This window comes from Escherichia sp. E.sYA108 (assembly GCF_011754335.1).
In the GTDB taxonomy this organism is placed as follows: domain Bacteria; phylum Pseudomonadota; class Gammaproteobacteria; order Enterobacterales; family Enterobacteriaceae; genus Escherichia; species Escherichia coli.
In genome coordinates this window covers 3,270,473-3,295,645 of the sequence record NZ_JAAQVZ010000001.1, presented here as the reverse complement: position 1 = coordinate 3,295,645, position 25,173 = coordinate 3,270,473, and the positions used below count along the sequence as shown (strand labels likewise).

The following is a 25,173-nucleotide window of genomic DNA, read 5'->3' as shown; positions in this document are numbered from 1 at the left end:
AAACGTATCGGCGTTTATATACTGAAGATAAGCCTGATGAGTAACAGGCTTGCTCGTCATACTTTCGTGAGTATTGGCGTTGTACAGGCAAGTCGTAAAATAACAGCCTGGCTATTCAGAGTATGATAAAAACAGGGGGCAAGGGATGTTGCTTAATATGATGTGTGGTCGTCGGCTGTCGGCAATCAGTTTGTGCCTGGCCGTAACATTCGCTCCACTGTTCAATGCGCAGGCCGATGAGCCTGAAGTAATCCCTGGCGACAGCCCGGTGGCTGTCAGTGAACAGGGCGAGGCACTGCCGCAGGCGCAAGCCACGGCAATAATGGCGGGGATCCAGCCATTGCCTGAAGGTGCGGCAGAAAAAGCCCGCACGCAAATCGAATCTCAATTACCCGCAGGTTACAAGCCGGTTTATCTTAACCAGCTTCAACTGTTGTATGCCGCACGCGATATGCAACCCATGTGGGAAAACCGTGATGCTGTTAAAGCCTTCCAGCAACAGCTGGCAGAGGTGGCGATTGCCGGTTTCCAGCCGCAGTTTAATAAATGGGTAGAGTTACTGACCGATCCTGGTGTTAACGGGATGACACGCGACGTGGTGCTCTCTGATGCGATGATGGGCTATCTCCATTTCATTGCAAATATTCCGGTCAAAGGCACTCGCTGGCTATATAGCAGTAAACCTTATGCGCTTTCAACGCCGCCGCTTTCGGTGATTAACCAATGGCAGCTGGCGCTGGATAAAGGTCAATTGCCGACGTTTGTTGTAGGATTGGCACCGCAGCATCCGCAATATGCGGCGATGCATGAATCGTTACTGGCCTTACTCAGTGACACCAAACCGTGGCCCCAACTGACCGGCAAAGCAACGTTGCGCCCAGGACAGTGGAGTAACGACGTACCGGCGTTGCGCGAAATATTGCAACGTACAGGCATGTTGGACGGGGGACCGAAAATTACGCTACCTGGCGATGACACGCCAACTGACGCGGTAGTCAGCCCATCCGCTGTTACTATTGAAACAGCAGAAACTAAGCCGATGGACAAGCAAACTACGTCTCGTAGTAAACCTGCGCCTGTCGTTCGTGCCGCCTACGATAATGAACTGGTGGAAGCCGTTAAACGTTTTCAGGCATGGCAAGGATTGGGGGCAGATGGTGCTATTGGCCCGGCAACGCGTGACTGGTTAAACGTAACGCCCGCCCAGCGTGCTGGCGTGTTGGCACTCAACATCCAGCGATTGCGCTTGCTGCCAACAGAGCTTTCTACCGGGATCATGGTTAACATTCCGGCCTATTCGCTGGTCTACTATCAGAACGGCAATCAGGTGCTGGATTCGCGAGTCATTGTCGGTCGCCCCGATCGCAAAACGCCAATGATGAGCAGTGCCCTTAACAACGTAGTGGTAAACCCGCCGTGGAACGTCCCACCAACTCTGGCACGCAAAGATATTCTGCCGAAAGTGCGCAACGATCCGGGATATCTCGAAAGCCATGGCTATACGGTGATGCGCGGCTGGAACAACAGAGAAGCGATTGACCCATGGCAGGTTGACTGGTCTACAATCACGGCCTCGAATTTACCGTTCCGCTTCCAGCAGGCTCCAGGCCCACGGAACTCGCTGGGGCGCTATAAATTCAATATGCCGAGTTCAGAGGCCATTTATTTGCATGACACGCCGAACCACAATCTGTTCAAGCGTGATACACGCGCATTGAGCTCAGGCTGTGTACGAGTGAATAAAGCTTCCGATCTGGCGAATATGCTGTTGCAGGATGCAGGCTGGAATGACAAACGTATTTCTGATGCGCTGAAGCAGGGCGATACGCGTTACGTCAATATTCGGCAGTCGATTCCGGTGAATCTCTACTATCTGACGGCCTTTGTTGGTGCAGATGGTCGTACCCAGTATCGTACAGATATTTACAATTATGATCTGCCTGCGCGATCCAGCTCGCAAATCGTATCGAAAGCGGAACAATTAATCAGGTAAATGAAGCAGTTCGGGGAAATCAGTTGTCGTAATAATTAGCATGATCGGGGGCGATTCTCTGCAGCCCCCGTCACTGCTGGGGTTGAGTCATCTTGACGTCTGCTTTACGGGCGGTTAAGGTGCCTCTTGTGCGCCAGAAGTGCATATAAACGATAACATTGACCTGTAGACTTGATTATCATGGACAAATTCGACGCTAATCGCCGCAAACTGCTGGCGCTTGGTGGCGTTGCACTCGGTGCCGCCATCCTGCCGACCCCGGCGTTTGCAACACTCTCTACCCCACGCCCGCGCATTTTGACACTCAATAATCTTCATACCGGAGAGTCAATCAAAGCGGAGTTTTTCGATGGCAGAGGCTATATTCAGGAAGAATTGGCAAAACTTAACCATTTTTTCCGCGATTACCGCGCGAACAAAATAAAGTCCATCGACCCAGGATTATTCGACCAGTTGTATCGCCTGCAAGGGTTGTTAGGCACCCGCAAACCGGTGCAACTCATTTCCGGTTATCGTTCCATTGATACCAACAATGAACTACGCGCCCGCAGCCGTGGAGTAGCGAAGAAAAGCTATCACACTAAAGGCCAGGCGATGGATTTCCACATTGAAGGTATCGCGTTAAGCAATATTCGCAAAGCCGCGTTATCTATGCGCGCAGGTGGTGTAGGATATTACCCACGTAGTAACTTTGTGCATATTGATACCGGGCCAGCACGGCACTGGTAGTAATCGCTTAACGAAACAGGGGCAGTATGAACTATCGTATTATTCCGGTCACCGCATTCTCCCAGAACTGTTCATTGATCTGGTGTGAACAAACCCGTCTGGCCGCACTGGTCGATCCTGGCGGCGATGCGGAAAAAATCAAACAGGAAGTTGATGCCAGCGGCCTGACACTGATGCAGATCCTGCTGACTCATGGTCATCTGGACCACGTTGGCGCAGCGGCGGAACTGGCGCAACATTACGGCGTGCCGGTTTTTGGCCCGGAAAAAGAAGATGAGTTCTGGCTGCAAGGCTTGCCTGCGCAAAGTCGTATGTTTGGTCTGGAAGAGTGCCAGCCGCTGACGCCAGATCGTTGGCTGAACGAAGGCGATACCATCAGCATAGGGAATGTGACTTTACAGGTGTTACATTGCCCTGGGCATACGCCGGGTCATGTCGTGTTTTTTGATGATCGGGCAAAGCTGCTGATTTCTGGCGACGTTATTTTCAAAGGTGGAGTAGGGCGCAGTGACTTCCCGCGTGGCGATCATAATCAACTGATTTCTTCAATCAAAGATAAATTGCTGCCACTGGGGGATGACGTGACATTTATTCCGGGTCACGGACCATTATCCACACTTGGTTATGAGCGCCTGCATAATCCCTTCCTGCAAGACGAAATGCCCGTCTGGTAAAGGTGCATAAAAAAGCCCGCTTTCAAGCGGGCTTCATCGGTTTTAACGCTTACAGCACTGCCACAATCGCTTCGCACAGCGGCGCCATGTTATCTGGTGTCATCCCAGCTACGTTTACGCGACCAGAAGCAACAGCATATACGCCAAACTCTTCGCGCAGACGCAGCACTTGTTCTTTTGTCAGGCCACTGAAGGAGAACATGCCGTTCTGTTTGATGATAAAGCTGAAGTCGCGATTTGCGCCTTTTTCCTGCAGCGTATTGACGAACAACTGACGCATACGCTGAATACGCTGGCGCATATCAGTCAGTTCTTGTTCCCAAATCGCACGTAACGCATCGTTGCTCAGGATGGTGGCAACAACAGAAGCGCCGTGTGCTGGTGGGTTAGAGTAGTTAGCACGAATCGCCGCTTTCATTTGGCTGAATGCGCGTTCAACAGTTTCACTGTCAGCAGCAACCAGAGTACAAGCGCCAACACGCTCGTTGTACAGGCCAAAGTTTTTAGAGTAGGAACTGGCAACAATCAGCTCCTTATGCAGAGCCGCGAAAGCGCGCAGTCCTTCAGCATCTTCTTCCAGACCACGGGCAAAACCCTGGTAAGCGAAGTCAAACAGCGGTAACCAGCCTTTCTCAACGGAGAGTTGTGCCAGTGTCTGCCATTGTTCCAGCGTAGGGTCGATGCCGGTTGGGTTATGGCAGCAGCCATGGAACAGCACTACGTCGCCAGCCTGAGCTTCGTTCAGGCTGTTAATCAGTGCATCGAAGTCAAGAGTGTGATTTTCCGCATCATAATAAGCGTATTCACGAACTTCCAGACCTGCAGAGTTAAAGACGCTCTTATGGTTCGGCCAGCTTGGGTTGCTCACCCACACACGCTTAACGCTGGTATTTTTTGCCAGGAAATCGGCAGCCACGCGTAGTGCGCCAGTGCCACCCGGAGTCTGTGCCGTGCGAGCACGTTTGTCATTGATCAGGGCGCTACCTTTACCAAACAGCAGTTCCTGAGTGCAGCGACCAAATTCAGGGAGGCCGTCAATGCCGAGGTAATTTTTGGTGGTTTCATTTTCGAGCAGATACTGTTCAGCCTTTTTCACGCTGGTCAGTACCGGGGTTTTACCCGTCTCATCTTTATAGACACCAATCCCGAGGTTAATTTTGCCGGGACGTTCATCGGCACGAAACAGATCGGCCAGGCCCAGAATCGGGTCGGCAGGAGCGGCGGTAATGTTCTCAAACATGACGAGGTTCCATTATGGTTACAGAAGGGAAGTCCGCTATCAGGGTAACGGGAGATTTACAAAATTCCAACTATTACTGATGAAAACGCAGGCTGTTTTTGCAAGACGTGAGATTGCTCTGGAAGGCATAAAAAAAACAGGACCAAAGTCCTGTTTTTTCGGCATTTAACAAAGAGGTGTGCTATTAGAACTGGTAAACGATACCCACAGCAACGGTGTCGTCAGAACCTACGCCCAGTTTGTTGTCAGAATCGATCTGGTTGATGATGTAGTCAACATAGGTGGACATGTTTTTGTTGAAATAGTAGGTTGCGCCCACTTCAAAGTAGTTCACCAGATCAACATCACCGATACCTTCTACGTCTTTCGCTTTAGATTTGGTGTAAGCGATGGACGGACGCAGACCGAAATCAAACTGGTATTGCGCAACTAACAGAACGTCTTGCGTTTTGTTGGCGAAGCCGCTGGTGTTTGTAAATTTATTAGTGATCGGCGTAGCGTTACGGGTTTCACCGTAGTTCGCTGCCAGGTAGATGTTGTTCGCGTCATACTTCAGACCAGTAGCCCACTGTTCAGCTTTTTTGCCTTTGCCAAGGGAAGACTCTTCCTGCAGGTTGGTACGGTCAGCGGCACCATAAGCACCAACGATACCAAAGCCTTCGTATTCGTAGCTGATAGAACCGCCAACACCGTCGCCGTTAGAGCGGCGTGCAGTGTCACGCTCGTTTTTACCCAGGTACTGAACAGCGAAGTTCAGACCATCAACCAGACCAAAGAAGTTGGAGTTACGATAGGTAGCAACGCCGCCAACACGACCAACGAAGAAATCATCGCTGTATGCAGTATCACCACCAAATTCTGGCAGCATATCGGTGTAACCCAGTGCATCATAAACCACACCGTAGTTACGGCCGTAATCGAAAGAACCAACGTCAGCGTATTTAAGACCCGCGAATGCCAGACGCGTTTTGTTACCAGTTTGAGCGTCAGCGCCCTCAGAGTTGTTACCCTGGAAGTTATATTCCCACTGACCATAACCGGTCAGATCGGAATTGATTTGAGTTTCCCCTTTAAAACCAAGACGGGCATAGGTCATGTCGCCATTGCCACCGTAACTGTTTTCACCGTTACCCTTGGAGAAATAATGCAGACCGACAGCTTTACCGTACAGATCTACTTTGTTGCCATCTTTGTTATAGATTTCTGCAGCGTTTGCAGTACCTGCTACTAACAGAGCAGGGACGATCACTGCCAGAATATTGCGCTTCATCATTATTTATTACCCTCATGGTTTTTTTTATGACACCTGCCACTGCCGTCAATAAGTTCTGTCAATAAAAATTTACGGAACTATTGATGAGAGTTTGGTGTCTTTATGTGTCTGCAGGCATCTTTCCATTCAAACTAACGTTTCGCTACCGTGAAAGTGCTACAAAGATAAAGATTTAGTTTCAAAAAGAAAAAGTATGTGACAAAAAGTAAAAATTAAGGAACTTTGTGAACACCGTCATATTTCCATAGAAGCGTGATGATATTTACAGCAATTTTTATCTATTTATATGATTTTCTTATATTTAAATTAACTAAACGGAAATTTTGTTTCTGATGGAAACTTTATCGACCAGGCACAAAATCTTCTTTCAGACATCCAGAATGCCAAAAATTTGTATGAAAATTGTGCTATCAGCTAAGAAAAAACTAATCCGCAATAAGAATGCAGATTATTTTTTGTGCGTAAATGTTGCAGCGTAATATTCCGTAACAGGATGATCGTTATGGCGGGGTTGCAAATAGATTGCTTGACTTAACAAACAGATAACTTGACAGAAAGGATAAAAAAAGAGCCAGCGGGCGCTGGCTCTTGAAGACGCTAAATTAGAAGCTGGCGTTACGCGGAGTACGTGGGAACGGAATAACATCACGTACGTTTTGCACGCCAGTTACGTAAGCAATCAGGCGTTCAAAACCAAGACCGAAACCTGAATGCGGAACAGTACCGTAGCGACGCAGATCGCGATACCACCAGTAATCTTCTTTGTTCAGGCCCATTTCAAGCATACGCTCGTCCAGCACGTCCAGACGTTCTTCACGCTGGGAGCCACCAATGATCTCACCGATGCCCGGAGCCAGAACGTCCATAGCCGCAACGGTTTTACCGTCTTCGTTAAGGCGCATATAGAACGCTTTAATATCTTTCGGATAGTTTTTAACCACTACTGGTGCTTTAAAGTGTTCTTCCGCCAGATAACGCTCATGCTCAGAAGAGAGATCGACGCCCCAGTAAACCGGGTTTTCAAACTTCCTGCCGCAGTTTTCGAGAATGGTCACTGCGTCGGTGTAATCCACCTGCGCGAAATCGGCCTCAATGAAGCGTTCCAGACGTGAAACGGCATCTTTATCTACGCGTTCAGCGAAGAATTTCATGTCGTCAGCGCGTTCTTCGAGAACCGCTTTGAAGACATATTTCAGCATGGCTTCAGCCAGACCTGCGATATCGTTCAGGTTAGCAAACGCCACTTCCGGCTCCAGCATCCAGAATTCCGCCAGGTGACGGCTGGTGTTGGAGTTTTCAGCACGGAAAGTCGGGCCGAAGGTATAAATTTTGGACAATGCGCAAGCGTAGGTTTCGCCGTTCAACTGGCCAGATACGGTCAGGAAAGACTCTTTACCAAAGAAGTCTTTGTCGAAATCCACTTTGCCCTGATCGTTACGCGGCAGGTTTTCCAGATCCAGCGTAGAAACACGGAACATTTCGCCTGCACCTTCGGTATCAGATGCGGTAATCAGTGGCGTTGAAACCCAGAAGAATCCCTGCTCGTTAAAGAAGCGATGCAGCGCCTGCGCCAGCGTATGGCGAACGCGCGCGACGGCACCAATCAGGTTTGTGCGCGGACGCAGGTGAGCGACTTCACGCAGATACTCAATGCTGTGGCGTTTTGCCGCCATCGGGTAAGTGTCTGGATCTTCAACCCAACCAGCAACTTCAACCTTGCTGGCCTGAATTTCAAATTGTTGCCCCTGGCCCGGCGACGCCACGACTTTACCCGTCACAATGACCGAGCAGCCGGTGGTCAGACGCAGGACGTCTTCATTGTAATTGGGCAGAGAATTATTGATGACAGCCTGTACAGGATCAAAGCAGGAACCGTCATAAACGGCGAGGAAGGAGATGCCAGCTTTTGAATCTCGGCGGGTACGTACCCATCCGCGCACGGTGACTTCGCTGTCAACGGCTACGCGGCCCTGGAGTACGTCGGCTACAGGCACAACGCTCATAATATTCTCTCTGTTAATAGTCGGAAAAAATAAACACTTGTCCACCCGTAAATGGGGGGATACCTATGTTACCTGGCATCTGCAATCAGACAAGCAGAATTCGCAAATGCAGCGAAAGATTTCGGAATTAAAGGTAAAAAAAGGGAGCCGATTAGCTCCCTGATGATATTAACTGGCTTTTTTAATATGCGGAAGGTCGAACGCTTTGCGCAGCGCCCGAACAAACGCTTTATCGTGGCAGATAGTTTTGCCAGGGCTGTCAGAAAGTTTCGCCACCGGTTTACCGTTACACTCTACCAACTTAATGACAATATTCAGGGGTTTTACCTGGGGGATATCGCAGGTCAGGCGAGTCCCAATACCAAAACTTAATTGCACGCGGGAAGAGAAGTGGCGGTATAGCTCAACCGCTTTGCGTAAATCCAGATTGTCAGAGAAAACCAGCGTTTTACTCTGTGGATCAATTCCCAGCTTTTCATAATGTGCAATGGCTTTTTCACCCCATTCAACCGGGTCGCCAGAGTCATGGCGCAGGCCCTGATAGCGACTGGCGAACTCGACACCGAAATCACGCAGGAAAGCATCCATAGTGATGCAGTCGGTTAATGCAATGCCAAGTTGGTCGGGATACTCTTCCAGCCAGGCAGCAAGTGCAGCTCGCTGGCTGTTGGCTAGATCCGGGCTGATTTGCTGATGCGCCTGGAACCATTCGTGTGCCTGTGTTCCCATCGGCGTGAGGGAAAGCCGACGCGCCAGATCGTAGTTGCTGGTGCCCACGAACCAGGATTCCTGGTGCAGACGTTTCACGATGGTTTCTTGTACTTCGCGAGAAAAACGGCGGCGGGTGCCAAAATCCATCAGATGGAAGCGCGACATATCAAGACCGGCGGTTAATGCCGAGAAGTCGACTAATTTGTTTTCCAGCGTGTCGAGGGCTTGCGCAACGTCGGCCTGCGGTGAGCGATAGCGATGTACCATTTCACTGATAACCGCCAGCAAAGGAACTTCCCAGAGGATGACTTCACGCCACGGGCCGCTTAAACGAATATCCAGCTTGCCATTATCGTTGGACACGGTGACTTGTTCCGGGTTAAAGCGGAACTCGCGTAGCCAGTTAAGATAGTCGGCCTTAAAGAAAGGCAGGGCAGAGAGCCACTGATATTCATCATCCTGCAGGCGCAGGTGCTGCATCGCCTGAACCTGTTCACGAATAGCATCGGCATAAATACCCAGCAGATCGTCACCTCGGCAACGAAACTCCGCCGCGACATGCACATCGTAATAGTGATGAAACACGGCTTGCTGCATATGCAACTTATAAGCATCTGTATCCAGCAACGAGTGCAGAACAGGAGAAGCGAATTGTGTCATAGGTGCGCAGTAGCGTCCTCGTACAGGAGCGTTTAGTACAATAAACATCTTCAGGAACTGCTGGAGTATACCTTGTTTCGCAATTTATTGAACCCCGATCACACCATATGCCACCTTTCTGGTCGATGGCATAACGCGGTGTATGTTATAAAAATGTAGCAATAAAGGCGTTTGTACCTGAAAAGATGAAGATTCTGCATAGCGCGATTTACGCAACAGGAATAGACTGAACACCAGACTCTATAAAAGATGCTAAAGGTTATTTATGACTCAACAGCCACAAGCCAAATACCGTCACGATTATCGTGCGCCGGATTACCAGATTACTGATATTGACTTGACCTTTGACCTGGACGCGCAAAAGACGGTCGTTACCGCGGTCAGCCAGGCTGTCCGTCATGGTGCATCAGATGTTCCGCTTCGTCTCAACGGCGAAGACCTCAAACTGGTTTCTGTTCATATTAATGATGAGCCGTGGACCGCCTGGAAAGAAGAAGAGGGCGCACTGGTCATCAGTAATTTGCCGGAGCGTTTTACGCTTAAGATCGTTAATGAAATTAGCCCGGCGGCGAATACTGCGCTGGAAGGGCTTTATCAGTCAGGCGATGCGCTTTGCACCCAGTGTGAAGCCGAAGGTTTCCGCCATATTACGTATTATCTCGACCGCCCGGATGTGCTGGCGCGTTTTACCACCAAAATTATTGCCGATAAAACCAAATATCCCTTCCTGCTTTCCAATGGTAACCGCGTTGCGCAAGGTGAACTGGAAAATGGACGTCATTGGGTACAGTGGCAGGACCCGTTCCCGAAACCGTGTTACCTGTTTGCGTTGGTGGCTGGTGATTTTGATGTACTGCGCGATACCTTCACTACCCGCTCTGGCCGTGAAGTGGCGCTGGAGTTGTATGTCGATCGTGGCAACCTTGATCGTGCGCCGTGGGCAATGACCTCGCTGAAAAACTCCATGAAATGGGATGAAGAACGCTTCGGCCTGGAGTATGACCTCGACATCTATATGATCGTCGCGGTGGATTTCTTCAATATGGGCGCAATGGAGAATAAGGGGCTGAATATCTTTAACTCCAAATATGTGCTGGCCCGCACCGACACCGCCACCGACAAAGATTACCTCGATATTGAACGCGTTATCGGCCATGAATATTTCCATAACTGGACCGGCAACCGTGTCACCTGCCGCGACTGGTTCCAGCTCAGTCTGAAAGAAGGTTTAACCGTCTTCCGCGATCAGGAATTCAGCTCTGACCTTGGTTCCCGCGCGGTAAACCGTATCAATAATGTGCGCACCATGCGCGGATTGCAGTTTGCAGAAGACGCCAGCCCGATGGCGCACCCAATTCGCCCGGATATGGTCATTGAAATGAACAACTTCTACACCCTGACCGTTTACGAGAAGGGCGCGGAAGTGATTCGTATGATCCACACTCTGCTTGGCGAAGAAAATTTCCAGAAAGGGATGCAGCTCTATTTCGAGCGTCATGATGGTAGCGCAGCGACCTGTGACGATTTTGTGCAGGCGATGGAAGATGCGTCGAATGTCGATCTTTCCCATTTCCGCCGTTGGTACAGCCAGTCCGGCACGCCGGTTGTGACCGTCAAAGACGACTACAATCCGGAAACTGAGCAGTACACCCTGACCATCAGCCAGCGCACGCCAGCTACACCGGATCAGGCAGAAAAACAACCACTGCATATTCCGTTTGCCATCGAACTGTATGACAACGAAGGCAAAGTGATCCCGTTGCAGAAAGGCGGTCATCCGGTGAATTCCGTGCTGAACGTCACCCAGGCGGAACAGACCTTTGTTTTTGATAATGTCTACTTCCAGCCGGTGCCTGCGCTGCTGTGCGAATTCTCTGCGCCAGTGAAACTGGAATATAAGTGGAGCGATCAGCAACTGACCTTCCTGATGCGTCATGCGCGTAATGATTTCTTTCGCTGGGACGCGGCGCAAAGTTTGCTGGCAACCTACATCAAGCTGAACGTCGCCCGTCATCAGCAAGGGCAGCCGTTGTCTCTGCCGGTGCATGTGGCTGACGCTTTCCGCGCGGTGCTGCTCGATGAGAAGATTGATCCGGCGCTGGCGGCAGAAATCCTGACGCTGCCTTCCGTCAATGAAATGGCAGAACTGTTCGATATCATCGACCCGATTGCTATTGCCGAAGTACGCGAAGCACTCACTCGTACTCTGGCGACTGAACTGGCAGATGAGCTGCTGGCTATTTACAACGCGAATTACCAGAGCGAGTACCGTGTTGAGCATGAAGATATTGCAAAACGCACTCTGCGTAATGCCTGCCTGCGCTTCCTCGCTTTTGGTGAAACGCATCTGGCTGACGTGCTGGTGAGCAAGCAGTTCCACGAAGCAAACAATATGACTGATGCGCTGGCGGCGCTTTCTGCGGCGGTTGCTGCACAACTGCCATGCCGTGACGCGCTGATGCAGGAGTACGACGACAAGTGGCATCAGGACGGTCTGGTGATGGATAAATGGTTTATCCTGCAAGCCACCAGCCCGGCGGCGAATGTGCTGGAGACGGTACGTGGTCTGTTGCAGCATCGCGCATTTACCATGAGCAACCCGAACCGCATTCGTTCGTTGATTGGTGCGTTTGCGGGCAGCAACCCGGCAGCGTTCCATGCCGAAGATGGCAGCGGTTACCAGTTCCTGGTGGAAATGCTTACCGACCTCAACAGCCGTAACCCGCAGGTGGCTTCACGCCTGATTGAGCCGCTGATTCGCCTGAAACGTTACGATGCCAAACGTCAGGAGAAAATGCGCGCGGCGCTGGAACAGTTGAAAGGGCTGGAAAATCTCTCTGGCGATCTGTACGAGAAGATCACCAAAGCACTGGCTTGATACTTTTGAGCCAAAATGCTTGACGCGTCTTATCAGGCCTACAAGTCCGTTGAAATTGCTGGTTTTGTAGGCTGGATAAGGCGTTCACGCCGCATCAGGCAGTCGTGCCCAACTGCCTGATGCGACGCTTGACGCGTCTTATCAGGCCTACAATCCCGTTGAAAATGCTGGTTTTGTGCGCCACATCCGGCATATTAACCATGACGTCGAATCGGTTGTTCAGAGTGCCCACGTTGCATCACCCGCTGCAACACTTCCGCTTCCAGCTCTGCTAATCGTACCGACCCTAACCGGCGCGGACGGGGGATATCCACCGTCAAATCCAGACCAATTTTTCCCTCTTCAATTAACAACACCCGGTCAGCCATCGCCACCGCTTCGCTCACATCATGCGTCACCAGCAAAACGGTAAAACCGTGCTTCAGCCAAAGCGACACAATCAAATCCTGCATCTCGAGTCGCGTTAAAGCGTCCAGCGCACCGAGTGGTTCATCAAGCAACAATAAACCTGGTCGATGAATCAGCGCCCTTGCCAGCGCCACACGTTGTTTCTGCCCGCCAGAAAGTGCGGCAGGCCATTCCCCCGCGCGATTCTCCAGTCCTACCGCAGCCAGAGCCTGACGCGCCGCATCGCGCCACTGGCCTTTAAGGCCTAACCCAACGTTATCAATCACCGATTTCCACGGCAGCAGACGCGCGTCCTGAAACATCATTCGCGTATCATCCTGAATCTCAGCCAGCGGTGTGGTGCCCGCTAACACGTCGCCTGCGGTTGGCGTTTCCAGACCTGCCAGCAGGCGCAGCAGAGTACTTTTGCCACCGCCGCTGCGGCCCACCACCGCCACAAACTGACCTGCCGGAATATGTAAATCCAGTTGGTTCAGGACGATATTTTCCGCGTAATGTTTGCTTACTGCATTGAGCAACAATGGTGTGCCCTGGTTCAGACGAGCCGTATTCATACCGTGGCCTCCTTCAAATGATAAGCCGGGTTCCAGCGCAACCAGAGACGTTCTAACAGCTGCGCGCTGACGTCAGCAAGTTTGCCGAGCAGGGCGTAAAGAATAATAGCGACTACCACCACGTCCGTTTGCAGAAACTCCCGCGCATTCATCGCCAGATAACCAATGCCGGAATTGGCAGAAATAGTTTCGGCAACGATCAGCGTCAGCCACATCAGGCCCAACGCAAAACGCACACCGACCATAATTGAGGGCAGGGCACCAGGCAGGATCACATGGATAAACAGCGGTATGCCGGATAATCCATAGCTACGTGCCATCTCCACCAGCCCACGGTCGATATTACGGATGCCATGCCAGGTGTTGATATAAATGGGGAATAGCGTACCGAGCGCCACCAGAAAGATTTTTGCGGATTCATCAATGCCAAACCACAAAATCACCAGCGGGATCAGCGCCAGATGCGGCACGTTGCGCAACATCTGAATGGAGGTATCCAGCAGTCGCTCACCCCAGCGTGACAGCCCGCTAATCAGCCCCAGAATTAATCCCAGCGATCCGCCAATTGAAAAACCAATCAGCGCACGCCAGGAGCTGATCGCCAGATGCTGCCACAATTCGCCGCTGGCAGAGAGCGTCCAGAACGCCATCACCACTCCTTCCGGTGAGGGCAAAATACGCGTCGATAACCAGCCAACCGAGGAGGCCAGTTGCCACACCGCCACGATGCCCACCGGTAAAAACCAGGGGGCAACGCGCAATAACCACTTCTTCACTGGCGTTGCCATCATCGTGTTCCTTAGCTTTGCGCGACGTTACGGGGGATAAAATCATTCGCCACCGCTTCGCCTTGTGGATTCAGCGGTTGTGGCTGGGGAATTTCCGGGATGGCGACATCCAGATGTGGGAACAGTAACTCGCCGACCCGATACGCTTCTTCCAGATGCGGGTAGCCCGAAAGCACAAAACTGTCGATGCCAAGTGCAGCGTATTCGTTGATTCGCGCGGCGACCGTAGGACCATCGCCCACCAGCGCCGTCCCGGCACCGCCGCGCACTAAGCCAACACCCGCCCATAAATTGGGGCTGATCTCCAGATTGTCGCGCTTGCCGTTATGTAGCGCCGCCATTCGCTGTTGTCCTACGGAATCCGTTCGGGCGAATGCGGCCTGTGCTTTGGCGATAGTTTCATCATCAAGACGCGAGATTAACCGCTCGGCGGCCTGCCACGCTTCGTCGTTGGTTTCACGAACAATCACATGCAGACGAACACCGAAACGAATTTTGCGTCCATGCGCGGCAGCTTTCGCCCGCACGTGTTCGATTTTCTCTTTTACCAGTTCCGGTGGTTCGCCCCAGGTAAGGTAGAGATCAACTTGTTCTGCCGCCAGCTCCTGGGCGACATCTGACGATCCGCCAAAGTAAAGCGGAGGATACGGCTGTTGAATCGGCGGGAAGAGCAGTTTGGCTCCGCGTACATGAATATGTTTGCCGTTGAAATCCACAGTCTCGCCAAGCAACAACCGCCGCCAGACCTGGGTAAATTCTGCCGAGGCTTCGTAACGCTCGCTATGATCAAGGAACACGCCGTCGCCTGCCAGTTCTTGTGGATCGCTGCCTGTGACCAGGTTAAACAACGCACGTCCGTTAGAGAGACGGTCAAGCGTGGCGGCCTGACGGGCGGCAACGGTAGGTGAGGTTACGCTGGGGCGCAGGGCGACAAGAAACTTCAGCCGTTGTGTCACCGGGATCATCGACGCCGCCACCAGCCACGCATCTTCACACGATCGCCCCGTCGGGATCAGCACACCGGTATAGCCCAGACGATCCGCCGCTTGCGCAATTTGTTGCAGATAACCGTGATCAACCGGACGTGAACCTTCTTCCGTTCCCAGATAATGCCCGTCACCGTGGGTCGGTAAAAACCAGAACATATTCAGACTCATAATTGTTTTCCTTCCAGTTGAGTGGGCTGCCAGATGCGCTGGCGAATATCGACTTTTTTCGGCACCAGACGGTTTTCATAAAACAGATCTGCCGTTTGCTGCTGTAAGGCGGCAACTTCAGCGCTCAACGGTTTGATGGTGGTGGGAGGACGATGATCCAGATACGAAGCAATAACCGGTGCCGGTAAGCCCATCGTTTTTGCCAGTAAAGCGATGCTTTGTTCGCGCTGGCTGCGGGTTAACGCATCGGCCTCACTAAAGGTTGTCAGCACACCCTGAATAAAAGCGCCGTTTTTTTCTGCATACGGACGAGCTGCCAGATAAAACGATCCAGTTTGATTGAGATCGGTGCCGTCTTTCAGCACCCGCACGCCGCCCTGTAATAATGCAGCGGAGTAGTAGGGATCCCAGATAGCCCAGGCGTCAACGTTACCTTGCTGGAACGCGGCGCGGGCATCGGCAGGCGTCAGGTAAGTGGGCTGAATATCCGTGAATTTAAGCCCGGCCTGGCGAAGGGCTCGCAGTAAAAGATTGTGCGAACTGGAACCTTTCTGAAAGGCAACTTTGTGACCTTTAAGATCGGCTACGGTTTTGATCGGGCTGTTTTCTGCCACCAGAATCACTTCGGCTTTGGGTTTCGGTGGCTCGACGCCCACGTATACCAAATCAGCCCCGGCAGCCTGGGCAAAGATTGGCGGAATATCCCCGGTACTGCCGAGATCGATACTGCCAACGTTTAACGCCTCCAGCATCTGTGGGCCAGCGGGGAACTCCACCCAGGAGATTTTTGTTTGCGGATAGCGTTTTTCCAGTAACTGGTGGCTTTTTGCCAGCACCATACCAATACTGCCTTTTTGATAGCCTATACGTAACGCCTCTGGCGAAGACTCCGCGGCAACAGCAAGTGTAGAGACGCTAAGTAAACCCGCCAGCGCCAGTTTAATGATCTTACGCATGGGCATTACCTCGCAGAGACAGAAGGTCAGGAACCTGAACATCGCGGCGGTGCAACGCCTGCCAGAAAGTTTCTAGCGCGGTATCAAGACGAGTTTGCAGATTTGGCGTGAACTGGGGTTTGTGTTGGTAATCAATTAATTGCGAGTCATCGGCAAACACGCCGTGCAGGATCTCCTGGGCTTTCAGCGTACTTAAAACTGGCTTAAGGGCATAATCGACCGCCAGCAGATGGGCCACGGTGCCGCCTGTCGCCAGCGGCAGCACCACTTTGCCTTGCAACGCACGTTCTGGCAGCAGGTCGAGCAGGGTTTTCAGTGCACCGGAATAGGCGGCTTTATACACAGGCGTGGCGACAATCAGCCCATCGGCCTGTTGCAGCTGTTCGGTGAAGGTCTTGAGTGCCGGACTATCGAAACGAGCATAAAGCAGATCTTCCGGGACGAAGTTTTGCAAATTCCAGTGATAAACCTCTACATCCAGGCCATTTAGTTTTTCCCGCGCATATTCCAGCAAGGAGCTGGAGCGAGAAGGAAAGCGAGGACTACCCGCCAGGGTGATGACACGCATACTCTCTCCTTATAACCAATTGTTCTTGTTTTGTTAACATTGATAACAATTCGGTCAGTCTGACAGAGGGCGTCCGCGAGTCGAAATGATTTATCTGAGGAAGAAAAGCCAAAAAAAGCATAAAAAAAGCGCAATAAGAAAACGTTTGCTATTTATTGCCGCAGGTCAATTCCCTTTTGGTCCGAACTCGCACATAATACGCCCCCGGTTTGCACACCGGGAATCCAGGAGAGTTCATGTACTACCCCTTCGTTCGTAAAGCCCTTTTCCAGCTCGATCCAGAGCGCGCTCATGAGTTTACTTTTCAGCAATTACGCCGTATTACAGGAACGCCGTTTGAAGCACTGGTGCGGCAGAAAGTGCCTGCGAAACCTGTTAACTGCATGGGCCTGACGTTTAAAAATCCGCTTGGTCTGGCAGCCGGTCTTGATAAAGACGGGGAGTGCATTGACGCGTTAGGCGCGATGGGATTTGGATCCATCGAGATCGGTACCGTCACGCCACGTCCCCAGCCAGGTAATGACAAGCCGCGTCTCTTTCGTCTGGTAGATGCCGAAGGTTTGATCAACCGTATGGGCTTTAATAATCTTGGCGTTGATAACCTCGTAGAGAACGTAAAAAAAGCCCATTATGACGGCGTTCTGGGTATTAACATCGGCAAAAATAAAGATACGCCGGTGGAGCAGGGTAAAGATGACTATCTGATTTGTATGGAAAAAATCTATGCCTATGCGGGATATATCGCCATCAATATTTCATCGCCAAATACCCCAGGATTACGCACACTGCAATATGGTGAAGCGCTGGATGATCTCTTAACTGCGATTAAAAATAAACAAAATGATTTGCAAGTGATGCACCATAAATATGTGCCGATCGCAGTGAAGATCGCGCCGGATCTTTCTGAAGAAGAATTGATCCAGGTTGCCGATAGTTTAGTTCGCCATAATATTGATGGCGTTATTGCAACCAATACCACACTCGATCGTTCTCTGGTTCAGGGAATGAAAAATTGTGATCAAACCGGTGGCTTAAGTGGTCGTCCGCTTCAGTTAAAAAGCACCGAAATTATTCGCCGCTTGTCACAGGAATTAAACGGACGCTTGCCGATTATTGGTGTTGGCGGCATTGACTCGGTTATCGCTGCGCGTGAAAAGATTGCTGCGGGTGCCTCACTGGTGCAAATTTATTCTGGTTTTATTTTTAAAGGTCCGCCGCTGATTAAAGAAATCGTTACCCATATCTAATTATTTCTTCAAATTCCTCTTTATAAGATAATCAGGGCTTTATTTTCAGCCCTGGTTGTTTTATATTCATCGCTGTTGCTTATTTAGACATTTTGTACTTTTATTGTTGAGGTTATTAAGCGAAGCGACAATGGATTGTGTCGCTGCGGTTTTATAAGGTTGGGGAGTGGCAGATGCGAATTAAACCAGACGATAACTGGCGTTGGTATTACGATGAAGAGCACGATCGAATGATGCTCGATTTAGCCAATGGTATGCTATTTCGCTCACGTTTTGCGCGCAAAATGTTGACTCCAGATGCCTTTTCTCCCGCAGGTTTTTGCGTTGATGACGCCGCGCTCTATTTCTCTTTTGAAGAAAAGTGCCGCGATTTTAATTTATCTAAAGAACAAAAAGCCGAACTGGTGCTGAATGCACTGGTAGCAATTCGTTATCTCAAACCGCAAATGCCGAAAAGCTGGCATTTTGTATCTCATGGTGAAATGTGGATGCCCATGCCGGGCGATGCGGCCTACGTTTGGTTGAGCGACACTCATGAGCAAGTGAATTTACTGGTCGTTGAATCTGGCGAGAATGCCGCGCTATGTCTACTGGCACAACCCTGCGTTGTTATTGCGGGTCGCGCGATGCAGTTGGGCGACGCCATTAAAATCATGAACGACAGGCTGAAACCGCAGGTTAATGTTGACAGCTTCAGCCTCGAACAGGCAGTCTAACGCGCCAGCTTAAGCGCAGTCTTCGGTACACAACTACAGCAAAGAATAGTGCCATCATCGCCTATTGCTGATTTTTTTAGCGGCGTGACTTCGCCTTCTAAAAGCTGAACACGGCAACTTCCACAAATGCCCGCGCGGCAAGAATAAGGGATACGAATTCCCTGATTTTCTAATTGCTCCAGCAGCACCTGTTGGTTATTTCCACGAAATGCCTGTCCCTGCCAGTCAATATCTACGTTTGCGTCCGGTTGTTGCGTGGTGTTGGCAGTATCATCAGCGGCACCTGCGCCGTAAATTTTAGCCGGAGCCGTTGCCAGAATTTCCACCTCGTCGCCAACGCGAATCACGCCGCTATTACGGGCAATTAAATTCTGACCAAAATCGACATCGCCGTTATCCTGGGCAGTACGGAAAGATTGCAGCGTTTTTAATGGTTCGCCTGCCGGATGTTTTTGCCCTTTTTCTGGGCTGACGGTGGTGAAAATACAGCGGCTACAAGGCTTAACCACATCAAACACGACATCACCAATGCGAATCACTTTCCAGCTATCTTCTTCCCAGGCCGATGCACCGGAAACCACCAGATTGGGGCGGAATTGCTCCATTTTTACACTGGCCGGACAACGTTGTTGGAGATCACGTAACGAGGCCTCGTTAGCAAGAAGGTAAGGATAGCCATCAGCAAATGACAGGGGTACAGTGTTGTGGCGTTTCACGCGCCGGGTCATTTGTGGCCCCACCCAGCGTAATTGCACTTCGCGGGAGAAAAATCCACTTAGCCATTTGTTGATCGCGTCTGGCGCAATTCGCGCGGTAAAATGTGTGCCCCAAACTTCGGTTGGTGCGTCTTGTGTGGCGAAATCAGCAAAACGAACATATGCACTACTGCCATCTGGTGCGGTGAGATGCAAGCCATCATGCACGGGTGAAGGAGTAAACCGTACCATTAGCGGAAACTGGCGAGCGGTAATAAACGTACCGTCAGGTTCCGTGATCATAAAGATGCGATCGAAGGCCAGACCACTGACATCTGCCAGGGTATGTGTAAGACCAATGCCGCGCATCGATTTAACAGGATGAATAAAAAGCCGGGTTAATGTCGCCACGGTGCGGTCCTCAAATGAAAATAAGCCCTCAACTTTATGACATGACGCGCTTATTAGCTATAATGCGCAACAATTTTCTTAGAGTAAAAGTGACAATATGAATTCTCTGTTTGCCAGTACGGCCCGTGGGCTGGAAGAGCTGTTAAAAACTGAACTGGAAAACCTGGGGGCCGTTGAATGCCAGGTGGTTCAGGGTGGGGTCCATTTCAAGGGCGACACACGGCTTGTTTACCAGAGCCTGATGTGGAGCCGCCTGGCCTCGCGTATTATGTTGCCGCTGGGCGAGTGTAAGGTTTACAGCGATTTAGACCTCTATCTCGGTGTTCAGGCGATCAACTGGACAGAGATGTTTAATCCTGGCGCGACCTTCGCTGTCCACTTCAGTGGTTTGAATGACACCATACGCAACAGTCAGTACGGTGCGATGAAAGTGAAAGACGCGATCGTCGATGCTTTCACGCGGAAAAATCTGCCGCGTCCAAATGTTGATCGCGATGCGCCGGATATCCGCGTTAACGTCTGGCTGCATAAAGAAACCGCCAGTATCGCCCTTGATCTCAGTGGTGATGGTTTACATCTGCGTGGCTATCGCGATCGTGCTGGCATTGCGCCGATCAAAGAAACCCTGGCAGCCGCTATTGTGATGCGATCCGGCTGGCAGCCAGGAACACCGCTGCTCGATCCAATGTGTGGTTCAGGTACGTTGCTGATTGAAGCGGCTATGTTGGCGACCGACCGCGCACCGGGCTTGCACCGTGGGCGTTGGGGCTTTAGCGGCTGGACGCAGCATGATGAAGCTATCTGGCAGGAAGTGAAAGCGGAAGCGCAAACTCGTGCCCGTAAAGGCCTGGCGGAGTATAGCTCCCATTTCTACGGTTCGGACAGTGACGCACGGGTGATTCAACGTGCGCGCACTAACGCCCGTCTTGCGGGGATTGGTGAACTGATCACCTTTGAGGTGAACGATGTCGCGCAACTGGCCAATCCGCTGCCGAAAGGGCCGTACGGTACAGTGTTGAGCAACCCGCCATACGGTGAACGTCTGGACAGCGAACCGGCGCTGATTGCGCTGCATAGTCTGCTGGGCCGAATCATGAAAAACCAGTTCGGTGGCTGGAATCTCTCTTTGTTTAGTGCCTCGCCGGATCTGCTAAGCTGCCTGCAGCTGCGTGCAGACAAACAGTACAAGGCGAAAAACGGCCCGCTGGACTGCGTACAGAAAAACTACCATGTTGCCGAAAGCACACCAGACAGCAAACCGGTAATGGCAGCGGAAGACTACGCCAACCGTCTGCGTAAGAACCTCAAAAAATTCGAGAAGTGGGCTCGCCAGGAAGGAATTGAATGTTACCGCCTGTATGACGCCGATCTGCCGGAATATAACGTTGCCGTTGACCGTTATGCCGACTGGGTGGTGGTGCAGGAGTATGCGCCGCCAAAAACTATTGATGCGCACAAAGCGCGTCAGCGTCTGTTCGATATTATCGCTGCAACCATTTCGGTACTGGGGATTGCGCCAAACAAACTGGTGCTGAAAACCCGTGAACGCCAGAAGGGCAAAAATCAATACCAGAAACTGGGCGAGAAGGGCGAGTTTCTGGAAGTTACCGAATATAACGCTCACTTGTGGGTGAACCTGACGGATTACCTCGATACCGGTCTGTTCCTCGATCACCGTATCGCCCGTCGTATGCTCGGTCAGATGAGCAAAGGCAAAGATTTCCTCAACCTGTTCTCTTATACCGGCAGCGCCACCGTGCATGCGGGATTAGGCGGTGCACGCAGCACCACCACCGTGGATATGTCGCGTACTTATCTGGAGTGGGCAGAACGCAACCTGCGTCTGAATGGCCTAACCGGGCGTGCGCATCGCCTGATTCAGGCCGATTGCCTGGCGTGGCTGCGTGAGGCAAATGAACAGTTTGATCTGATCTTTATCGATCCGCCAACCTTCTCTAACTCAAAACGAATGGAAGATGCGTTTGATGTTCAGCGCGATCATCTGGCGCTGATGAAAGATTTGAAACGTCTGCTGCGTGCAGGTGGGACGATCATGTTCTCGAACAACAAACGCGGCTTCCGTATGGATCTCGACGGCCTGGCGAAACTGGGACTGAAAGCACAAGAAATTACGCAAAAAACGCTCTCCCAGGATTTCGCCCGTAACCGCCAGATCCACAACTGCTGGCTGATTACCGCAGCCTGAAAGGAATAGTAATGTCATTAATCAGTATGCATGGCGCATGGCTGTCGTTCAGCGACGCGCCGCTTCTCGATAACGCAGAACTGCATATCGAAGATAACGAACGTGTTTGTCTGGTGGGGCGTAACGGTGCAGGCAAATCAACGTTAATGAAGATCCTCAACCGTGAACAGGGGCTGGATGACGGTCGCATTATTTATGAGCAAGATTTGATTGTAGCTCGTCTGCAACAGGATCCGCCGCGTAACGTTGAGGGTAGCGTTTATGATTTCGTTGCCGAAGGCATTGAAGAACAAGCGGAATACCTGAAACGCTATCACGATATTTCGCGCCTGGTGATGAACGACCCGAGCGAGAAAAATCTCAACGAACTGGCGAAGGTTCAGGAACAGCTGGATCACCACAACCTGTGGCAGCTGGAAAACCGCATCAACGAAGTGCTGGCGCAACTGGGATTAGATCCTAATGTTGCGCTGTCGTCGCTTTCCGGCGGCTGGTTGCGTAAAGCGGCATTAGGACGCGCGCTGGTGAGCAATCCGCGCGTATTGCTGCTCGACGAACCGACTAACCACCTGGATATTGAAACCATCGACTGGCTGGAAGGGTTCCTCAAAACCTTCAATGGGACAATTATTTTCATTTCCCACGACCGTTCGTTTATCCGCAATATGGCGACGCGCATTGTTGATCTCGATCGCGGCAAGCTGGTGACCTATCCAGGGAATTACGACCAGTACCTGCTGGAAAAAGAAGAAGCCCTGCGCGTGGAAGAATTACAAAATGCCGAGTTCGATCGCAAACTGGCGCAGGAAGAGGTGTGGATCCGCCAGGGGATCAAAGCACGTCGTACCCGTAATGAAGGCCGCGTACGCGCCCTGAAAGCAATGCGTCGCGAGCGTGGTGAACGTCGCGAAGTAATGGGTACCGCAAAGATGCAGGTGGAAGAAGCCAGCCGCTCCGGTAAGATCGTTTTCGAAATGGAGGACGTTTGCTACCAGGTTGACGGTAAGCAACTGGTGAAAGATTTTTCTGCCCAGGTTCTACGCGGCGACAAAATTGCCCTGATTGGTCCGAATGGGTGCGGCAAAACCACGCTGCTGAAACTAATGCTCGGTCAGCTTCAGGCGGACAGCGGGCGTATTCACGTTGGCACCAAACTGGAAGTGGCTTATTTCGATCAGCACCGTGCGGAACTGGATCCCGATAAAACGGTGATGGATAACCTTGCTGAAGGTAAGCAAGAGGTGATGGTTAACGGCAAGCCACGTCATGTTTTGGGCTATTTGCAGGACTTCCTGTTCCATCCAAAACGGGCGATGACGCCGGTACGTGCGCTTTCTGGCGGTGAGCGTAACCGCTTGTTGTTGGCGCGTTTGTTCCTCAAACCAAGCAACTTATTGATTCTTGACGAACCGACCAACGATCTTGATGTCGAAACGCTGGAACTGCTGGAAGAACTGATCGACAGCTATCAGGGCACGGTATTGCTGGTTAGCCACGATCGTCAGTTTGTCGATAACACCGTTACAGAATGCTGGATCTTCGAAGGCGGCGGTAAAATTGGTCGTTATGTCGGCGGTTATCATGATGCCCGTGGTCAGCAAGAACAGTATGTGGCGCTCAAACAGCCTGCGGTGAAAAAAAGCGAAGAAGCCGCCGCGCCAAAAGCAGAAACTGTAAAACGCAGCAGTAGCAAACTAAGCTATAAATTGCAGCGCGAACTGGAGCAGCTACCGCAATTGCTCGAAGATCTGGAGGCGAAGCTGGAAGCCCTACAGACGCAAGTGGCGGATGCTTCCTTCTTCAGTCAGCCCCATGAGCAGACACAAAAAGTGCTCGCCGATATGGCTGCTGCAGAGCAGGAGCTGGAGCAAGCCTTTGAACGCTGGGAGTATCTTGAAGCGTTAAAAAATGGTGGCTGATCGCAAAATAGTCGATTTAAACAGAGACAGCTGACAACGGTAAAATTGCCTGATGAACTGGGTTTATCAGGCATGAAAACCAACACTTTGTTCGTCATCTGTAAAATAGCGCATCATTAAGGAGTACCAATGTGCGAACATCATCATGCCGCGAAGCACATCCTGTGCTCGCAGTGTGACATGCTGGTGGCGTTACCGCGCCTTGAGCATGGTCAGAAAGCGGCATGTCCCCGGTGTGGCACAACGTTAACCGTGGCGTGGGATGCCCCTCGGCAGCGTCCCACCGCCTATGCGTTGGCTGCACTGTTCATGCTGTTGCTGTCCAACTTGTTTCCTTTTGTGAATATGAACGTTGCAGGAGTTACCAGTGAAATTACATTACTGGAAATTCCCGGCGTGCTTTTTTCTGAGGACTACGCCAGCCTCGGCACCTTTTTCCTGTTGTTTGTGCAACTGGTTCCCGCGTTTTGTCTGATAACCATTCTGTTACTGGTGAATCGCGCGGAATTACCGGTCCGTTTAAAAGAGCAACTGGCACGGGTGCTTTTTCAACTCAAAACCTGGGGAATGGCGGAGATTTTCCTCGCGGGTGTGCTGGTCAGTTTCGTGAAACTGATGGCTTACGGCAGCATTGGGGTAGGCAGCAGCTTTCTCCCCTGGTGTTTATTTTGTGTCCTGCAACTGCGCGCTTTTCAGTGTGTTGATCGTCGCTGGTTATGGGACGACATCGCCCCGATGCCAGAACTGCGCCAGCCGCTAAAACCAGGTGTCACGGGGATACGTCAGGGGCTGCGTTCGTGCTCCTGTTGTACGGCAATCCTTCCTGCTGATGAACCCGTGTGCCCGCGTTGTAGTACCAAAGGGTACGTTCGGCGTAGAAACAGCCTGCAGTGGACACTCGCGCTGCTTGTAACGTCCATCATGCTGTATCTTCCGGCTAATATTTTGCCCATCATGGTGACGGATTTATTAGGCTCGAAGATGCCGTCGACGATTCTCGCTGGGGTCATTCTGTTATGGAGCGAAGGCTCTTATCCCGTCGCTGCGGTGATTTTTCTGGCCAGTATTATGGTGCCAACGTTAAAGATGATCGCCATTGCGTGGCTGTGTTGGGATGCCAAAGGACACGGCAAGCGCGACAGTGAAAGAATGCATTTGATTTATGAAGTTGTTGAGTTTGTAGGCCGCTGGTCGATGATTGACGTTTTCGTTATCGCGGTGCTCTCGGCGCTGGTGCGTATGGGAGGTTTAATGAGTATTTATCCGGCAATGGGTGCATTAATGTTTGCTTTAGTCGTCATAATGACAATGTTTTCTGCTATGACGTTTGACCCGCGTTTGTCGTGGGATCGTCAACCTGAATCAGAGCATGAGGAGTCCTGACAGT

General features: G+C 51.3%; 19 protein-coding genes. 9 read left to right on the top strand and 10 right to left on the bottom strand.

What is annotated here, in order from left to right; all coding sequences use genetic code 11:
* Positions 1 to 145 precede the first annotated feature (145 nt).
* The 3 genes from ldtD to gloC all read left to right on the top strand — a co-directional run bounded on the left by ldtD (position 146) and on the right by gloC (position 3,396).
* A complete protein-coding gene (ldtD, locus tag HBM92_RS15915) occupies positions 146 to 1,993 on the top strand; it encodes a L,D-transpeptidase (protein WP_000926019.1) in 1,848 nt (615 codons plus the stop codon).
* A gap of 180 nt (positions 1,994 to 2,173) precedes the next feature.
* Positions 2,174 to 2,722, top strand: a complete 549-nt coding sequence (locus HBM92_RS15910) for a YcbK family protein (protein ID WP_001295932.1) — start codon at positions 2,174 to 2,176, stop codon at positions 2,720 to 2,722.
* 26 nt (positions 2,723 to 2,748) lie between these two features.
* Positions 2,749 to 3,396 (top strand): hydroxyacylglutathione hydrolase GloC, encoded by a 648-nt coding sequence (gene gloC, locus HBM92_RS15905; RefSeq protein ID WP_001109453.1) that lies wholly within the window; start codon positions 2,749 to 2,751, stop codon positions 3,394 to 3,396.
* 49 nt (positions 3,397 to 3,445) lie between these two features.
* On the opposite strand, the gene aspC is transcribed toward gloC, so the two are convergent.
* The 4 genes from aspC to pncB form a co-directional block, all read right to left on the bottom strand.
* Entirely contained in the window at positions 3,446 to 4,636 is a 1,191-nt protein-coding gene (gene aspC / locus HBM92_RS15900; protein WP_000462701.1) for an aspartate transaminase, read from the bottom strand.
* 184 nt (positions 4,637 to 4,820) lie between these two features.
* Complete coding sequence (gene ompF, locus HBM92_RS15895) at positions 4,821 to 5,909, bottom strand: porin OmpF (RefSeq protein WP_000977927.1); 1,089 nt, start codon at positions 5,907 to 5,909, stop codon at positions 4,821 to 4,823.
* A gap of 602 nt (positions 5,910 to 6,511) precedes the next feature.
* On the bottom strand, positions 6,512 to 7,912 hold the full coding sequence (gene asnS, locus HBM92_RS15890) for an asparagine--tRNA ligase (RefSeq protein ID WP_000117881.1): 1,401 nt from the start codon (positions 7,910 to 7,912) through the stop codon (positions 6,512 to 6,514).
* 168 nt (positions 7,913 to 8,080) lie between these two features.
* Positions 8,081 to 9,283 (bottom strand): nicotinate phosphoribosyltransferase, encoded by a 1,203-nt coding sequence (gene pncB / locus HBM92_RS15885; RefSeq protein ID WP_001304764.1) that lies wholly within the window; start codon positions 9,281 to 9,283, stop codon positions 8,081 to 8,083.
* A 265-nt stretch (positions 9,284 to 9,548) separates the two neighbouring features.
* Here pncB and pepN point away from each other — a divergent pair, with 265 nt between their 5' ends.
* Positions 9,549 to 12,161 carry an aminopeptidase N gene (gene pepN / locus HBM92_RS15880; RefSeq protein WP_000193866.1) on the top strand — a complete coding sequence of 871 codons (2,613 nt, stop codon included), beginning with the start codon at positions 9,549 to 9,551 and terminating at the stop codon, positions 12,159 to 12,161.
* A 194-nt stretch (positions 12,162 to 12,355) separates the two neighbouring features.
* On the opposite strand, the gene ssuB is transcribed toward pepN, so the two are convergent.
* Genes ssuB through ssuE form a run of 5 tightly spaced genes read right to left on the bottom strand, consistent with a single transcriptional unit; the run spans position 12,356 to position 16,592 of the window.
* Complete coding sequence (gene ssuB, locus HBM92_RS15875; protein WP_001090484.1) at positions 12,356 to 13,123, bottom strand: aliphatic sulfonates ABC transporter ATP-binding protein; 768 nt, start codon at positions 13,121 to 13,123, stop codon at positions 12,356 to 12,358.
* Complete coding sequence (gene ssuC, locus HBM92_RS15870; protein ID WP_000235189.1) at positions 13,120 to 13,911, bottom strand: aliphatic sulfonate ABC transporter permease SsuC; 792 nt, start codon at positions 13,909 to 13,911, stop codon at positions 13,120 to 13,122. The genes ssuB and ssuC overlap by 4 nt, the downstream gene beginning before the upstream one ends.
* Before the next feature lie 11 nt (positions 13,912 to 13,922).
* Entirely contained in the window at positions 13,923 to 15,068 is a 1,146-nt protein-coding gene (ssuD, locus tag HBM92_RS15865) for an FMNH2-dependent alkanesulfonate monooxygenase (RefSeq protein ID WP_000055976.1), read from the bottom strand.
* The gene (gene ssuA, locus HBM92_RS15860; RefSeq protein ID WP_001226260.1) at positions 15,065 to 16,024 is read right to left on the bottom strand and encodes an aliphatic sulfonate ABC transporter substrate-binding protein SsuA; all 960 of its coding nucleotides are present in this window, start codon (positions 16,022 to 16,024) and stop codon (positions 15,065 to 15,067) included. Before ssuA ends, ssuD begins: the two co-directional genes overlap by 4 nt.
* The gene (gene ssuE, locus HBM92_RS15855) at positions 16,017 to 16,592 is read right to left on the bottom strand and encodes an NADPH-dependent FMN reductase (protein WP_001263943.1); all 576 of its coding nucleotides are present in this window, start codon (positions 16,590 to 16,592) and stop codon (positions 16,017 to 16,019) included. The genes ssuA and ssuE overlap by 8 nt, the downstream gene beginning before the upstream one ends.
* A gap of 236 nt (positions 16,593 to 16,828) precedes the next feature.
* On the opposite strand from ssuE, the gene pyrD reads away from it, so the two are divergent.
* Complete coding sequence (gene pyrD, locus HBM92_RS15850; protein WP_001295934.1) at positions 16,829 to 17,839, top strand: quinone-dependent dihydroorotate dehydrogenase; 1,011 nt, start codon at positions 16,829 to 16,831, stop codon at positions 17,837 to 17,839.
* A 173-nt stretch (positions 17,840 to 18,012) separates the two neighbouring features.
* Positions 18,013 to 18,555: a cell division protein ZapC gene (zapC, locus tag HBM92_RS15845; protein ID WP_001295935.1), complete on the top strand. Its 543-nt coding sequence runs from the start codon at positions 18,013 to 18,015 to the stop codon at positions 18,553 to 18,555.
* Here the strand turns inward: zapC and ycbX are convergent.
* The gene (gene ycbX, locus HBM92_RS15840) at positions 18,552 to 19,661 is read right to left on the bottom strand and encodes a 6-N-hydroxylaminopurine resistance protein YcbX (protein ID WP_000224304.1); all 1,110 of its coding nucleotides are present in this window, start codon (positions 19,659 to 19,661) and stop codon (positions 18,552 to 18,554) included. The two genes, zapC and ycbX, sit on opposite strands and share 4 nt — an antisense overlap.
* 97 nt (positions 19,662 to 19,758) lie before the next feature.
* Here ycbX and rlmKL point away from each other — a divergent pair, with 97 nt between their 5' ends.
* The 3 genes from rlmKL to pqiA all read left to right on the top strand — a co-directional run bounded on the left by rlmKL (position 19,759) and on the right by pqiA (position 25,169).
* The gene (rlmKL, locus tag HBM92_RS15835; protein ID WP_001086546.1) at positions 19,759 to 21,867 is read left to right on the top strand and encodes a bifunctional 23S rRNA (guanine(2069)-N(7))-methyltransferase RlmK/23S rRNA (guanine(2445)-N(2))-methyltransferase RlmL; all 2,109 of its coding nucleotides are present in this window, start codon (positions 19,759 to 19,761) and stop codon (positions 21,865 to 21,867) included.
* Positions 21,868 to 21,878: 11 nt separating this feature from the next.
* Positions 21,879 to 23,786: an ABC transporter ATP-binding protein gene (locus HBM92_RS15830; RefSeq protein WP_000053086.1), complete on the top strand. Its 1,908-nt coding sequence runs from the start codon at positions 21,879 to 21,881 to the stop codon at positions 23,784 to 23,786.
* A 129-nt stretch (positions 23,787 to 23,915) separates the two neighbouring features.
* Positions 23,916 to 25,169 (top strand): membrane integrity-associated transporter subunit PqiA, encoded by a 1,254-nt coding sequence (pqiA, locus tag HBM92_RS15825; RefSeq protein WP_000333176.1) that lies wholly within the window; start codon positions 23,916 to 23,918, stop codon positions 25,167 to 25,169.
* The last annotated feature ends 4 nt before the right edge of the window (positions 25,170 to 25,173 follow it).